The 13,650-nt window shown below is 56.3% G+C and carries 14 protein-coding genes; 5 read left to right on the plus strand and 9 right to left on the minus strand.

The features are described 5' to 3' along the window. Nucleotides 1-22 precede the first annotated feature (22 nt). The 3 genes from ACK13D_RS00230 to ACK13D_RS00240 are packed head-to-tail and all read right to left on the minus strand — an operon-like array spanning nt 23 to nt 1,253. Nucleotides 23-277 (minus strand): XapX domain-containing protein, encoded by a 255-nt coding sequence (locus ACK13D_RS00230; protein WP_010247172.1) that lies wholly within the window; start codon nt 275-277, stop codon nt 23-25. Between the two features lie 2 nt (nt 278-279). Next, on the minus strand, nt 280-501 hold the full coding sequence (locus ACK13D_RS00235) for a XapX domain-containing protein (protein WP_010247175.1): 222 nt from the start codon (nt 499-501) through the stop codon (nt 280-282). Between the two features lie 59 nt (nt 502-560). Then, nucleotides 561-1,253, minus strand: coding sequence for a hydrolase (locus ACK13D_RS00240; protein WP_010247179.1), 693 nt, complete (start codon nt 1,251-1,253; stop codon nt 561-563). Nucleotides 1,254-1,540: 287 nt separating this feature from the next. Here ACK13D_RS00240 and ACK13D_RS00245 point away from each other — a divergent pair, with 287 nt between their 5' ends. The 4 genes from ACK13D_RS00245 to ACK13D_RS00260 are packed head-to-tail and all read left to right on the plus strand — an operon-like array spanning nt 1,541 to nt 6,327. Next, nucleotides 1,541-3,418: an amidohydrolase gene (locus ACK13D_RS00245; protein ID WP_187500474.1), complete on the plus strand. Its 1,878-nt coding sequence runs from the start codon at nt 1,541-1,543 to the stop codon at nt 3,416-3,418. 2 nt (nt 3,419-3,420) lie between these two features. Next, on the plus strand, nt 3,421-3,843 hold the full coding sequence (locus tag ACK13D_RS00250; RefSeq protein ID WP_010670329.1) for a DoxX family protein: 423 nt from the start codon (nt 3,421-3,423) through the stop codon (nt 3,841-3,843). Beyond that, entirely contained in the window at nt 3,830-5,458 is a 1,629-nt protein-coding gene (locus ACK13D_RS00255) for an MFS transporter (RefSeq protein ID WP_418795341.1), read from the plus strand. The genes ACK13D_RS00250 and ACK13D_RS00255 overlap by 14 nt, the downstream gene beginning before the upstream one ends. A 47-nt stretch (nt 5,459-5,505) precedes the next feature. Next, complete coding sequence (locus ACK13D_RS00260) at nt 5,506-6,327, plus strand: alpha/beta fold hydrolase (RefSeq protein WP_418795342.1); 822 nt, start codon at nt 5,506-5,508, stop codon at nt 6,325-6,327. 40 nt (nt 6,328-6,367) lie between these two features. On the opposite strand, the gene ACK13D_RS00265 is transcribed toward ACK13D_RS00260, so the two are convergent. The 5 genes from ACK13D_RS00265 to ACK13D_RS00285 form a co-directional block, all read right to left on the minus strand. Then, nucleotides 6,368-7,093, minus strand: coding sequence for a pirin family protein (locus ACK13D_RS00265; protein WP_031590637.1), 726 nt, complete (start codon nt 7,091-7,093; stop codon nt 6,368-6,370). Nucleotides 7,094-7,257: 164 nt separating this feature from the next. Beyond that, nucleotides 7,258-8,238, minus strand: a complete 981-nt coding sequence (locus ACK13D_RS00270; RefSeq protein ID WP_418795344.1) for a LacI family DNA-binding transcriptional regulator — start codon at nt 8,236-8,238, stop codon at nt 7,258-7,260. Nucleotides 8,239-8,292: 54 nt separating this feature from the next. Continuing rightward, on the minus strand, nt 8,293-9,354 hold the full coding sequence (locus ACK13D_RS00275) for a sugar phosphate isomerase/epimerase family protein (protein ID WP_418795346.1): 1,062 nt from the start codon (nt 9,352-9,354) through the stop codon (nt 8,293-8,295). A 26-nt stretch (nt 9,355-9,380) separates the two neighbouring features. After that, entirely contained in the window at nt 9,381-10,610 is a 1,230-nt protein-coding gene (locus tag ACK13D_RS00280) for an MFS transporter (protein ID WP_158149912.1), read from the minus strand. Nucleotides 10,611-10,754: 144 nt separating this feature from the next. Then, nucleotides 10,755-11,666, minus strand: a complete 912-nt coding sequence (locus ACK13D_RS00285) for a DMT family transporter (RefSeq protein WP_277972079.1) — start codon at nt 11,664-11,666, stop codon at nt 10,755-10,757. A 231-nt stretch (nt 11,667-11,897) separates the two neighbouring features. Here ACK13D_RS00285 and ACK13D_RS00290 point away from each other — a divergent pair, with 231 nt between their 5' ends. Then, nucleotides 11,898-12,914 carry a lipoate--protein ligase A gene (locus ACK13D_RS00290; protein ID WP_418795349.1) on the plus strand — a complete coding sequence of 339 codons (1,017 nt, stop codon included), beginning with the start codon at nt 11,898-11,900 and terminating at the stop codon, nt 12,912-12,914. Nucleotides 12,915-13,093: 179 nt separating this feature from the next. Here the strand turns inward: ACK13D_RS00290 and cspE are convergent, their stop codons facing one another. Next, the gene (cspE, locus tag ACK13D_RS00295) at nt 13,094-13,306 is read right to left on the minus strand and encodes a transcription antiterminator/RNA stability regulator CspE (protein WP_003855207.1); all 213 of its coding nucleotides are present in this window, start codon (nt 13,304-13,306) and stop codon (nt 13,094-13,096) included. Nucleotides 13,307-13,650: the final 344 nt, after the last annotated feature.

Here is a 13,650-nt window from a genome sequence, read left to right on the forward strand (position 1 = left end):
TCATCGTACGGCACGCGAGGACTTAAGGGTGGTCATCACCATCGGGTGGCGGTGTCCCACTGATTTTTGGCACACACTCATGGCGAAACCACTTCAGCGTCACCGGCTGCCGGCGGAACAGACGCGTACCCAGCGGAATCAACTGCTCGCCCACCAGCATGCCAAACAGCCCCACTAAAGCAATAACCGGCGGTGCCGGAGAGTTCACGTTGATCAGGGCATAGATTACCCCGGCAAGCAGCCCCACCGTGAGAGAAATAATGTAGGATTTCAACATGTTCAGCTTACCCGCGAAACAGGTGTAACAAACGGCGCATCGGATCGCTGCAGGGTGGTCGCATGCTCTGCGGGCAAGACTGCATGAACCAGCGCCCCACCCAGCAACATCCCCAGCAGCCCCACCAGCGCAATCGCGGGCGGAGCCGGTGAACGCACCTTTAACAGGCCGTAAAGCAGGCCAATCAATACCCCTGCAGCCAGAGAAAGCAGTAAAGGATTCATAACCGGACTCCTGTTATGCCTGCTGACCGGCAGACGTAAGCCGATCAGCAGGACGCCCCTTAGCGGACCGGTGCGTGAACCGGTGCCAGGGTACGGTGTTCACTTTTCTGACGTGACGGCGCTTTGTGTACCATGGTGTAGGCATAATCCACACCAATGCCATAGGCACCTGAATGCTCTTTGGCGATGTTCATCACTGCATCGTAAGTGTCACGGTTGGCCCAGTCACGCTGCCACTCCAGCATCACCTGCTGCCAGGTCACCGGCACCACACCCGCCTGAATCATGCGCTGCATCGCGTAGTCGTGCGCTTCTTTGGTGGTGCCGCCTGACGCATCCGCCACCATATAGATCTCGTAATCCCCTTCCAGCATTGCGCACAGTGCAAAGCTGTTGTTACACACTTCCGTCCAGAGACCGGACACCACCACTTTTTTCTTGCCGTTCGCGGCCAGCGCATCACGCACTTTCTGGTCATCCCAGGAGTTCATTGAGCTGCGTTCCAGAATGTCCTGACCCGGAAACACATCCAGCAGTTCAGGATAGGTGTGGCCAGAGAAGCTTTCGGTTTCGACGGTGGTAATGATGGCGGGGATATTGAAGACTTTCGCCGCCTTCGCCAGCGCAACGGTGTTGTTTTTCAGCACCTGGCGGTCAATCGACTGCACGCCAAAGGCCATCTGCGGCTGCTGGTCGATGAAAATAATCTGGCTGTTATGTGGCGTGAGGACTTCAAGCTTAGCGTTGGACATGCGTTCACCCATAGAGGTTATGTAACGGAATTTTCGCCAATTGGCGCGGAGCAAAAGGACGATCAGTGCAGGTTTAACGTCCTGCTGCTGGCTGTCTGGTCGCAGTGTAGGGCGACGGGCGAAGGCAAACTATTATCTCTGCGTATAACTATACGAAGGTATAGGTATCCCTCTGTATAACTAGACGACGCATTAACCCGCTCACCATAATCCGGCTTATTCGTGCCCTGTTATCTGCGGCACTTCCTGTCCCGCACTACGTCGGACAACCCCGTTGAGGAGGATCTATGGTTACGCTGGGTAAAGCAGAACTGATACTGACCCATGGCAAATTTCATACTGTTGACCGCAGCAATCCGGTGGCAGAAGCGGTTGCGATTCGTGATGGCAAATTCGTTGCGGTAGGCACACTGGCAGAGGCGATGGAGTATCACTGCGACGGCACCAAAGTGATCGATCTGAAAGGTCACACCGCCGTGCCGGGCCTGAACGATTCCCACCTGCACCTGATACGTGGTGGTCTGAACTACAACCTTGAGCTGCGCTGGGAAGGGGTTCCGTCGGTTGCCGATGCGCTGCGAATGCTGAAAGAGCAGGCGCTGCGCACGCCGTCACCGCAGTGGGTGCGTGTGGTAGGCGGCTGGACCGAGTTCCAGTTTGCCGAGCGCCGGATGCCGACGCTGGATGAGATCAACGAAGCGGCCCCCGACACGCCAGTTTTCGTGCTGCATCTTTATGACCGCGCCCTGCTCAACCGCGCAGCGCTGAAAGTCGTCGGCTACACCAAAGAGACACCGAACCCGCCGGGTGGCGAAATCCAGCGCGACAGCAACGGCAATCCCACCGGCCTGCTGATCGCCCGTCCCAATGCGATGATCCTCTACGCCACCCTGGCCAAAGGACCGAAACTGCCGCTGGAACAGCAGGTCAACTCGACCCGTCAGTTTATGCGCGAGCTGAATCGACTGGGTCTGACCAGCGCGATTGATGCGGGCGGCGGCTTCCAGAACTATCCCGAAGATTACGAAGTAATCGCTGAACTGCATCAGAAAAAGCAGATGACGCTGCGTATCGCCTACAACCTCTTCACTCAGCGTCCGGGTCATGAACTGGAAGATTTTGAGAAGTGGACGGACATGCTGACGCCAGGTCAGGGCAGCGACTATTTCCGTCACAACGGCGCAGGCGAAATGCTGGTGTTCTCGGCCGCCGATTTCGAAGATTTTCTGGAGCCACGTCCGGACTTAGCGCCTGGCATGGAGGATGAACTGGAGCGCGTGGTGCGTCATCTGGTGGAACATCGCTGGCCTTTCCGTCTGCATGCAACCTATGACGAGTCGATCAGCCGGATGCTGGATGTCTTTGAGAAGGTCAACCGCGATATCCCGTTTAATGGTCTGCACTGGTTCTTTGACCACGCGGAAACCGTTACTCAGCGCAATATCGATCGTATCAAAGAGCTGGGCGGTGGCATTGCGGTGCAGCATCGCATGGCATTCCAGGGCGAATACTTTGCCGAACGCTACGGCATTGAAGCCACCCGCCATACCCCACCGGTTCAGAAAATGCTGGAAACCGGCGTCCCGGTCGGACTCGGCACCGATGCAACCCGCGTCGCCAGTTATAACCCCTGGACCGCGCTCTACTGGCTGGTTTCCGGTCGCACCGTGGGCGGCATGCAGATGTATGACGTCAATGCCCGCCTTGACCGTGAAACGGCGCTGATGCTCTGGACACAGGGCAGCGCCTGGTTCTCCAGCGAGCAAAATAAAAAAGGTCGGATTCAGGTAGGTCTTCTGGCAGATCTGGCCGTGCTGAGCAAAGACTTCTTCAGCGTGCCGGAAGAGGAAATTAAAGGCATTGAGTCAGTGCTGACGGTGGTGGATGGCAATATTGTCTATGCCGCCGGATCGTTCAGCGCGGATGCGCCGCCCGCTATTCCGGTTCTGCCTGAGTGGTCACCGGTGGTGAATGTGCCAGGTCACTATCGCAGCGCTCCGCCGGTTGCGCAGAGCCGTGCGGGTATGATGCCCACCGTGCACCACTGCAGTGGCCCCTGCGGTGTTCATCGCCACTCCCATGAGATCGCCCGTGGTTCCAGCGTTCCGGTTGCCGAAGATAACGCCTTCTGGGGCGCGCTCGGCTGCAGCTGCTTCGCGTTTTAATCATGAATAACGCTATCACTCAATCGCCCCGCATCAACGCGGGGCTGTTCTTCCTGCGCCTGACCGGCAGCCTGCTGCTGTTACAGGTGCATGGACTGCCGAAAATTCTGCATTTCAGCGAAGAACTGACGCGTATAGAAGACCCGTTTGGTCTGGGACCGATGATGAGCCTGCTGCCAGCGATAGTGGCTGAAGTCATCTGCCCGATCTTTATTATTCTCGGCTGGGGTAGCCGGATTGCCTGCCTGCCGATCATCGCGGTGCTGCTGGTCGCGATGCTGGTGGTACACCCTGGCTGGTCACTGGCGGAAGGCCAGTTCGGCTGGCTGCTGCTGATTATCTTTACCACGCTGGCGCTGACCGGGCCTGGCGGCTGGCGAATCGGCGCGGTGAAACATCAGGGGGTTCGTCATGGCGCAGGTTAATGATATCCACCAGCTGGAGCAGGAGCAGCCTGAGGTCCAGGCCGCTGGCGAGATTTCGCCGTTACAGCCGCTACGCAGGCCGGTGTTCCGCATGCTGTGGATCGCCACCGTCGTCTCCAATATCGGTTCATGGATGAACGATGTGGGTGTGAACTGGAGCATGCTGACGCTGAGTGCCGATCCGCTGGCCGTGGCGCTGGTGCAGGCGGCCAGCAGCCTGCCGATGTTCCTGTTCGCGCTGCCATCAGGCGTGATGGCGGATATCGTTGACCGCCGCAAATATCTGCTGTTTTCCCAGCTATGGACCTTTATCGCCGCCTGTGGACTGACGGTGCTCGCCTGGACCGGCCATGTCACTCCCGAGGTGCTGCTGGTGGCAGCCTTCTTGCTGAGCGCCGGTGCCGCCATGAGTTCACCGCCATTTCAGGCGGTAGTGCCGGATCTGGTGTCGAAACCGGAGCTGGGTGCGGCCATTGCCCTTAACTCACTCGGTATTAATATCAGTCGTGCCATCGGCCCGGCGCTGGGTGGCCTGATCCTCTCGTTCACCGGTCCCTGGATGGTTTTCCTGCTGAATGCACTCTCAGTGCTGGGCGTCGCCTGGGTGCTCTGGCGCTGGAAGGCGGAGCCAAGCGTGCAGCGCCTCCCGCCCGAGCACTTCTTTCCGGCGGTGCGTGCCGGACTCCGCTACGTTCACGCGGCACCGGTGTTACGTAATGTGCTGGTGCGAACCTTTGCCTTCTTCCTGTTTGGCAGCGCGGGCTGGGCATTGCTGCCGCTGGTGGCGCGTCGTGAACTCGGCCTTGGCCCTGGCGGCTACGGCATCATGCTGGCCTGTATCGGTGTCGGCGCGATTACCGGCGCGGTGCTGCTGCCACGCCTGCGTCGTCGCCTGAGTTCCGATCGCCTGATGGTACTCGCCAGTCTTGTTTTCGCCCTGACCATGCTGGCTCTGGCTTTTGTACGTCACTTCTGGCTACTGAATGCGTGTGAATTTTTTACCGGATTTGCCTGGATTGCCGTGCTCTCGACGCTGAATCTCGGCGCACAGCGCAGCGCCGCGAAATGGGTGAAAGCCCGCGCGCTGGCGGTCTATCTGACGGTGTTCTTCGGCTCCATGACCGCCGGCAGCGCACTCTGGGGACAGCTCGCCTCGCACTTCAGCATTCCGCTGTCGCTCTGCATCGCCGCACTGGGCATGGTGCTGGCCAGCAGCACCGTCTGGCGCTGGCGGCTCGACCAGGATCCCGACCTCAATCTCGATATGATTGGTGATGGCGTCAACGCGCCCGCACTGGATATTCGTCATGAACGCGGCCCGGTGATGGTGAATTACGAATACCGGATTACTATTGATGATGCACATGCCTTTACCGTCTGCATGCAGGATATGCGTCGGGTCAGGCGTCGCGGTGGCGCCATCAACTGGTCACTGTATGAAGATATTTTGCAGCCCGGCATTTTCGTTGAGACGTTTGTCGTCGGCTCCTGGGTCGAGCATCTGCGTCAGAAAGAGCGCTACACCATCAACGACAAAAAGATAGAGCGACGGGTTTTCGCTTTTCATCAGGGTGAACATTCACCCGAGGTTCGCTATCTGGTGGCGCCAGCGTGACTGGCACACCATCTTTTCATCCATCACGTCATACAGAGGGCAATACCATGAGCACCTTTAAAACGACCGACGGCACACAGATCTACTTCAAAGACTGGGGCACCGGTAAGCCGGTTCTGTTCAGCCACGGCTGGCCGCTGGATGCCGATATGTGGGACAGCCAGATGAACTTCCTGGCGGAGCACGGTTATCGGGTTATCGCCTTTGACCGTCGTGGATTTGGTCGTTCTGATCAGCGCTGGACCGGTAATAACTACGATACCTTTGCTTCTGACATCAACGATTTGATCACCCATCTTGACCTGCAGAATGTGACGCTGGTGGGTTTCTCAATGGGTGGCGGCGACGTCACACGCTATATCGGCAGCTATGGCAGCTATCGCGTCGCGGCACTGGTGCTGCTGGGTGCCGTCACGCCAATCTTTGGCAAAACGGCAGACTACCCGCGGGGTGTCGATATGTCGGTGTTTGAAGGGATTCGTGATGGCCTGCTTAAGGATCGCGCGCAGTTTATCAAAGAGTTCGCTACGCCGTTTTATGGTACCAATGCCGGACAGACCGTTTCTGATGGCGTCATGACGCAGACGCTGAACATCGCGCTGCTCGCTTCGCTGAAGAGCACCGTTGATTGCGTCACCGCTTTTGCTGAGACCGATTTCCGTGCTGACGTAGCGAAAGTGAATGTGCCGACGCTGGTGATTCATGGCAGCAACGACCAGATCGTTCCGTTTGAATCCACCGGCAAAGTGGCAGCGGAGATGATTGAAGGTGCTGAACTCAAGGTTTATGACAATGCGCCGCACGGTTTTGCGGTGACGCATCAGGATCAACTGAATCAGGATCTGCTGGCGTTTCTTAACGCGCAGTGATGCAAAAAAACTGCGCGGTGGAAGCCGCGCAGTTTTCATTTTAACGGGTTGGATGATTCACTTCGTTGGGACGCAGATCGAATAACAACACCTCCGCTCCTTCCCCGTGACTGAACGACAGCGTTTTCTCATTGCGAACCCGCGCACCGTCTCCGGCATTAAATTGCAGGCCATTTACCCTGACACTGCCGCGCGCCACATGAATATACGCATAGCGGTCGTCCGGCAGAGTGATTGTCTGCTGCTCATCCCCCTGGAACAGTCCCGCATAGATGCGAATATCCTGGCGCACCCGCAATGCCCCGTTTTCACCTTCCGGCGAAATAATCAGTCGCAGATTACCGCGTTTATCCGCTTCGCTGACGGAGACCTGCTGGTAGCCTGGCGGGCTATTTTTCTCTGCCGGCACCACCCAGATTTGCAGAAAGTGAACACCCTCGGTGCCCGAGTGGTTGAACTCACTGTGAGTCACACCGCTACCGGCACTCATCAGCTGCACATCCCCGGGAACAATCACAGAGCCGGTGCCCATAGAATCTTTATGCTCCAGCGCGCCCTCCAGGACATAGGAGATAATCTCCATGTTGCTGTGAGGATGGGCGCCAAAACCGCGACCTTTGGCTACCCGATCATCGTTGATCACCAGCAGATCTGAGAAGCCCGCCTGCTTTGGATCCCAGTAATTTGCAAAAGAGAAGGTGTGACGTGAATTCAGCCAGCCGTGATCGCCCACGCCGCGTTGCTCTGACAATCTTTGCTCAATCATATTCTGCCCCTTCGTTGATTCGGGAAGTGCGAATGCCCTTCGATGGAAACAGCATATAAGTAAACCATGTAGTCACACAATGGCGTGAACTGGCAATGACTGTCGCGTTTTAGTAGACAATAAAGACGACGTTATGGCGGGAATATGTTTTGCGGATTAATCCTTCAGCTACTTGCTCGCACCACCAGCTCTCCCTGCATGATCACACATTGTGGCGGAGAGTCTGGCCGGATGATTTTTTGCAGCACCAGCTCACAGGCACGACGGCCAATCTCCCTGGAGGGCTGAGCCAGAGTCGTCAGCGGCGGCGATACCATGTCGGCCAGTTCACTGCCGTCAAATCCCACCACGGCAATGTCCTGAGGTATCCGCAGACCCGCCTGCTGTATCGCCGCCATGGCACCCGCTGCCAGCGTATCGGAAACCGCAAACACGGCGTCAGGTCGTGTCTCGCCCGCCAGCAGCTGATTCATCGCGGCTTTTCCGGCGCTGAAGCTTAACTCACTGGCGTAAGCGATGGCCTGCCATGCGAGTTGTTGCTCTTTGAGTTGATATACGTAGCCCTGCTGACGCAGGCGGGCATATCGGTAGCGGAGGTCGTGATTGATCAGCGCAATGCGCTGACGTCCCTGTCCGGCCAGATAGTGCACCACTGACTGCGCAGCGACGTCATCATCAATCCCGACGCAGGAGATCTGGCCATTATCATCATGTTCGGCGCACTGAACCCAGGGAGCCTTGCCTATCAGCTGGCTAAGCTCCGGCAGCTTGCTGAAAGCATCCATGGTGATAATGCCATCCACCATCTTGCCGGAGAGCAGTTGCAGGCTGGATCGCGAACGGGCAATATCCGCGCCCGAGTTACACAACAGGATGCGATAGCCATTTTTCTCCGCCTGCTCCTCAATGCCTTTGACCACCTCTGCGCAGAATGGGTTAGAGATATCGGAAACCAGAACCAGAATCATCGAGCTGCGCGCCGTACGCAGCTGGCGCGCCAGCAGGTTAGGCTGATAGTTGCTCTCTTCGATCGCCTCAAGGACTTTCTGCCGGTTAGCCGGTTTTACGCTGTCGCTGTTATTCAACACACGGGAAACGGTGGCAACCGAAACACCCGCCATCCGGGCGATTTTCTGAATAGACATAGCGATCCCTCTGTTTTTAACTCACCCGCAGAAAACCTTTGAATCCATGCCGCCTCAGACGTCGCGATCCAGACCCAGCTGATGGCGCACCGCAGGGGCGTTCTCTGCTAAAGCAAAATCATCAAAAGCGCGGTCAGCCACCGGGATAATATGCCGGCGGATGAATTCTGCCCCTTCACGCGCCCCGGTCTCGCCATCCTTCAGACAGCACTCCCACTCCAGCACCGCCCAGCCGTCATAGTCGTACTGGGCCAGTTTGCTGAAAATGCGGCTGAAGTCGATCTGGCCATCGCCCGGCGAGCGAAAGCGTCCTGCGCGCGCCAGCCACGGCTGATAACCGCCATATACTCCGCTGCGTCCATTTAACTGGTACTCCGCATCCTTAACGTGAAAAGCTTTGATACGCGGATGATAGAGGTCGATGAACTGCAGATAGTCGATGTGTTGCAGAAGAAGATGGCTGGGATCGAACAGGATATTGCAGCGCGGGTGGTGATTCACTTGCGTCAGAAATCGCTCAAACGTGACACCGTCATGCAGGTCTTCGCCGGGATGTATTTCATAACAGAGGTCCACACCGTGATGGTCAAAACTATCCAGCACCGGCAGCCAGCGGCGCGCCAGCTCAGCAAACGCCTCATCAAACAGGGCTTCATGGTGTGGCGGCCAGGGATAGAACCAGGGCCAGGCGAGCGAGCCGGAAAAAGTGGCATGTGCGCGCAGGCCGAGTTTTTCAGAAGCGGCAGCCGCACGCTTCAGCGTAGCGATGGCCCAGTCGGTGCGCCGGGCGGGATCGCCTCGCAGCGCGGCAGGCGCAAAATTATCAAAAGCGAGATCGTATGCGGGGTTCACGGCAACCAGCTGCCCTTCCAGATGCGTTGAAAGCTCACTGATCTCCAGCCCGAAACTGGCCAGTGTTCCCCGCACCTCGTCGCAGTAAGTCTGGCTGACCGCTGCCTGCTCAAGGTCGAAAATAGCGGGCTGGTGGCAGGGGATCTGCAGTGCCCGGTATCCCAGCCCGGCGGCCCACTCCGCCAGCCCCGCCAGTGAGTTAAAAGGCGGCTGGGTGGTAATGAATTGAGACAGGAAGATGCCGGGTCCCTTAACTGTTTTCATCTGTGACTCCTGATTTCAGTTACCGCTTAATCACGGTATTTGAATGAGAAGAAGAAAATAATCGCAATCACCGCAGCCGCCACGGCAGGGATCCACCAGAATATCGCCCAGCTCTCTGGGCTGGCGTTACCCGCCACCAGCTGATTGTAGAGCGCACCGGAGATTTGCGATCCCAGCAGCATGCCGATACCGTAGGTGAACATCACCACCATGCTCTGCGCCTGCCCCTTGACCTTTTCACCGGCGATCCGATCGGTGTAGATGAATCCCACCACAAAGAAGAAGTCATAGCAGACGCCATGCAGCAGAATGCCCAGATAAATCAGCGTGCGCGTCTCATCACTCATGCCCAGCGCAAACAGTGCATAGCGGACAAACCACGCTGTCATCCCAATCAGCAGCATGACTTTCACGCCAAGACGGCGGAACAGCAGTGGAATAATCAGCATGAAAACAATTTCAGACATCTGACCCAGTGACATCAGGGTGCTCACTTCCCGGATACCGGCATCCGCCAGCCAGGAGGCGGTAAAGGCGTAGTAGGTGCCGAGCGGAATAGAGATCAGGGTGGCACATACAGCGAAGACCAGGAAATGACGCAGTCGCAGCAGTGCGAAGGCATCGGCGCAGAAGAGATCGCGGACTTTTAACGGCAATCCTTTGGCTGGTGCCGGCGTATGTGGCAGCGTCAGGCTGTAGATCGCCAGTAGTACCGAACAGAGCGCCGCCAGCTGGAACACTGCCACGCTATCAGCAATGCCCGTTACGCCAATAAAGATCCCCGCCACGATCCAGCCGATGGTGCCGAAGACTCTGACGATGGGAAAGCTTTTCTCGCTGCTGGCGAGGCTGTGAAAGGCGATGTTATTTGAAAGCGCCAGCGTCGGCATAAAGCAGAGCGTATAGCCAAACAACAGTGCGATCAGCTGCGCCCCGTTCTCCGCGATTAGCGCCTGGGGCACGAACCAGAGAATCGCTGCGCCCGCCAGGTTCATCACCGCCATGACTTTCTGCGAGGGAAAAAAGCGATCCACCAGCATACCGAGCACAAACGGCGAGAGAATTGAGGCGATGGGCCCGGCCGAAAACGCATCCCCAATCAGCAACGGCATGTTGTGACGAGTCATTACCAGCCCCAGCGTCACCGACCAGCTGCCCCAGATAAAGAACTGCATAAACATCATCAGAGAGAGGCGCGGCACAAGCAGCTTATGCTGCATCTGCTGGCCTGCTCTCTCCTGCACTGTTGCAATCATGGGAACCTCACGAATAAGTAATCGATTACATTCTGATTGCTCACAACGTAAACGAATGCAGCCGTCGGTTCCTTCGCCGCGATCACAAATTATTAACTCTGCGTTATCACTCTGGAAATAACAAGGCGATGCCGGGCGGGCCGATCAGCGACTGGCATTAACTACCCGCGCTTTACGGAAGCGGTAACGCTCATACAGCACCGAGTAAAGGCCGCCTGCCACCACCAGAATCGCACCCATCACCGTGGTAGTGGTTGGCAGATTGCCGAGCAGCAGATAACCCACCGCCACTGACCAGATTAAGGTGGTGTAGTCGAACGGGGCCAGCAACGACGCTTCGGCATAGCGCAGGCTCAGAGTCATCAGAATCTGAGTGATACCGCCCAGCAGCCCACATCCCACCAGTAACGCCAGCTGATTACCATGCGGCACTTTCCAGCCGCCTGGCAGCGTGACCAGCGACGTTAAGGCCGTGGTGATAGCGAACCAAAAAGCGATGGCGCCCGGCTTCTCTTTGCCGTTAAGAAAGCGGATCTGCACCAGCGCACAGGCCGTACAGAAGGCCGCCATCAACGCCAGCAGAATACCCGCCGATGCAGAAAGGGAAAATGTTGCCTGGCGCGTCAGTGTGAGATGCCCGGAGAACATCACCAGAATGCCACTGAAACCGGTAAAGACCCCGACCCAGCGATGGTGACGCACCTTTTCGCGCAGAAATAGCGCCGCCAGCAGCACGGTAAACAGCGGCGCGGCATAGTTGATCGCCGTGGCGTCGGTCAGAGAAATGTAGAGCAGCGACAGATAACTGAAATAGAGACCACCGGTTCCGGCCAGCCCGCGCACAAAATGCCCGCGGATATTGCGGGTGCGAATGCCATCCAGCACGCTGCCCTGCAAGCGCAGCCAGATTAGCAGCGGCACCAGTGCCAGCAGCGAGCGAAAAAATATCACTTCGCCGACCGGTATCGCCCCATCGAGTTCTTTTACACAGGCCAGCATCAGCGTGCTACTTAATGCAGCGGTGATCTTCATCGCTATGCCAGCGGAAGCGTTCATACGGTTTTTGTTCTCTCAAAGGGAAAATAAGCAGGGGAATCAGCACACTCCTTATCCATAGTGTCATAATGTCGTACACCAATCTGCCGCGATTACTCTGCAGACGGCATTTTATCTTTTTTTGCCGCAGCATCACGGCATGAAGAGGCATGTAGTCCCGTTTCCCGGCTGGTACACTCTGCCTTCTGCCCTGCTTTATGGGCCTCTTCTCTTAAGGAACGGGAGTCACCGATGTCCACGCTGCGTTTACTGTTATCTGAATCCAACGATCCCTGGTTTAACCTGGCGGTAGAAGAGTGCATTTTCCGCCAGATGCCGGCCACCCAGCGGGTGCTGTTTTTGTGGCGTAATGCGGAAACGGTGGTGATCGGGCGGGCACAGAATCCGTGGAAAGAGTGCAATACCCGACGCATGGCGGAAGATGGCATCCGGCTGGCACGTCGCAGCAGCGGCGGTGGCGCGGTGTTTCACGATCTCGGCAATTGCTGTTTTACCTTTATGGCCGGCAAGCCGGAGTATGATAAAAGCGTCTCGACTCAGATCATCCTGCGCGCACTGACTTCGCTTGGCGTACCCGCGGAGGCCTCTGGCCGTAATGACTTAGTGGTGAACACCGCTGACGGGCTGCGCAAAATATCCGGTTCAGCCTACCGTGAAACGCCGGATCGCGGTTTCCATCACGGCACTATTCTGATGGATGCCGACCTCTCCCGCCTGGCGGATTACCTTAATCCGGATGTGAAGAAATTGCAGGCGAAGGGGATTACCTCAGTGCGCGCCAGAGTGACCAATCTGGCGGAGTTAACGCCGGGTATCAGCTATCAGGCGATCTGCTCCGCGGTGACGGACGCATTTTTCAACTATTACGGTGAACGCTGTGAGCCAGAGAGGATCTCTCCCGACGCCCTGCCCGATCTGCCGGGTTTCAGAGAGCAGTTCGCAAAGCAGAGTAGCTGGGAGTGGAATTTCGGTCAGGCACCCGATTTTTCGCATCTGCTGGACCAGCGTTTTGTCTGGGGTGGTGTGGAGATTCATTTCGATGTAGAACGCGGCGTGATCAGCCGCTGTCAGATTTTCAGCGACAGCCTCAACCCTGCGCCGCTGGAAGCGCTGGCGCAGCGGTTGCAGGGTGTGACCTATCGGCCCGATGCCCTTGAACCGGTGCTGAATCAGCTTATTGCGGATTTTCCGGAGCAACGCGCGGAGCTGACAGAATTGCAGCAGTGGCTGGTCGCCAGCGTGCGCTGAACATTTTTTTACTGGCCTGCGCCGATATCTGGCGCGGGCAAAAAACATCGCGTAAGCATCAGGCAAATCATAAACGCAAAAAACCCGCACAAGGCGGGTTTTAATTAATTATCAATATCAGGCTTATCTGCTGAGGCTATTGCCATCACGCATTGATAAGCACTATTGATAATTAAGGCTTACATAGGGACAACGTTTGCCGCTGAAGGACCTTTAGCGCCGTTTTCAATAGTGAATTCGACCTGCTGACCTTCGTCCAGAGTTTTATAATCGTTGCTCTGAATTGCAGAGAAATGTACGAATACATCTTTGCTGCCATCCTGAGGAGAGATAAAACCGAAACCTTTACCAGCGTCAAACCATTTTACTAAACCAGTCATTTTATTAGACATCGATAATTCCTTAATTTATGAGCCACAAAGTGGCGAAGATGGCCTGTCTTTCAGAAGGTAACTTACCAGGCTTTTAGGAGGAGACTCATGAATAAGGGTATCTTGTGATATCGCTTGCACTGAGGACTGCTTTACTAAAACTGCTTTGATAAGGTCTGTGTTCCAAACCGATGACGCTATTAAGCCACGCCTCGCCGACATTAGCAAACATTATTTTAATTTACTTTTAACATCCAGACGTCCGGAGCGCCCTTGTTGATTTTCCGAGCATTTTGAAATATCAGGGCTGATAGAATGATAATTTTCGCTGAACGGTCAGAGAGTAAATAATAATGCGGTTAATT

The sequence above is a fragment of the Pantoea sp. K16 genome, from assembly GCF_048452805.1.
GTDB lineage: Bacteria > Pseudomonadota > Gammaproteobacteria > Enterobacterales > Enterobacteriaceae > Pantoea > Pantoea agglomerans.

Coding starts and splice junctions, on each gene's coding strand:
- ACK13D_RS00290 (WP_418795349.1), top strand. CDS start 11,898: ATGTCCACGCTGCGTTTACTGTTATCTGAATCCAACGATCCCTGGTTT.
- ACK13D_RS00270 (WP_418795344.1), bottom strand. CDS start 8,238: ATGTCTATTCAGAAAATCGCCCGGATGGCGGGTGTTTCGGTTGCCACC.
- ACK13D_RS00240 (WP_010247179.1), bottom strand. CDS start 1,253: ATGTCCAACGCTAAGCTTGAAGTCCTCACGCCACATAACAGCCAGATT.
- ACK13D_RS00285 (WP_277972079.1), bottom strand. CDS start 11,666: ATGAACGCTTCCGCTGGCATAGCGATGAAGATCACCGCTGCATTAAGT.
- ACK13D_RS00235 (WP_010247175.1), bottom strand. CDS start 501: ATGAATCCTTTACTGCTTTCTCTGGCTGCAGGGGTATTGATTGGCCTG.
- cspE (WP_003855207.1), bottom strand. CDS start 13,306: ATGTCTAATAAAATGACTGGTTTAGTAAAATGGTTTGACGCTGGTAAA.
- ACK13D_RS00260 (WP_418795342.1), top strand. CDS start 5,506: ATGAGCACCTTTAAAACGACCGACGGCACACAGATCTACTTCAAAGAC.
- ACK13D_RS00280 (WP_158149912.1), bottom strand. CDS start 10,610: ATGATTGCAACAGTGCAGGAGAGAGCAGGCCAGCAGATGCAGCATAAG.
- ACK13D_RS00255 (WP_418795341.1), top strand. CDS start 3,830: ATGGCGCAGGTTAATGATATCCACCAGCTGGAGCAGGAGCAGCCTGAG.
- ACK13D_RS00265 (WP_031590637.1), bottom strand. CDS start 7,093: ATGATTGAGCAAAGATTGTCAGAGCAACGCGGCGTGGGCGATCACGGC.
- ACK13D_RS00275 (WP_418795346.1), bottom strand. CDS start 9,354: ATGAAAACAGTTAAGGGACCCGGCATCTTCCTGTCTCAATTCATTACC.
- ACK13D_RS00230 (WP_010247172.1), bottom strand. CDS start 277: ATGTTGAAATCCTACATTATTTCTCTCACGGTGGGGCTGCTTGCCGGG.
- ACK13D_RS00245 (WP_187500474.1), top strand. CDS start 1,541: ATGGTTACGCTGGGTAAAGCAGAACTGATACTGACCCATGGCAAATTT.
- ACK13D_RS00250 (WP_010670329.1), top strand. CDS start 3,421: ATGAATAACGCTATCACTCAATCGCCCCGCATCAACGCGGGGCTGTTC.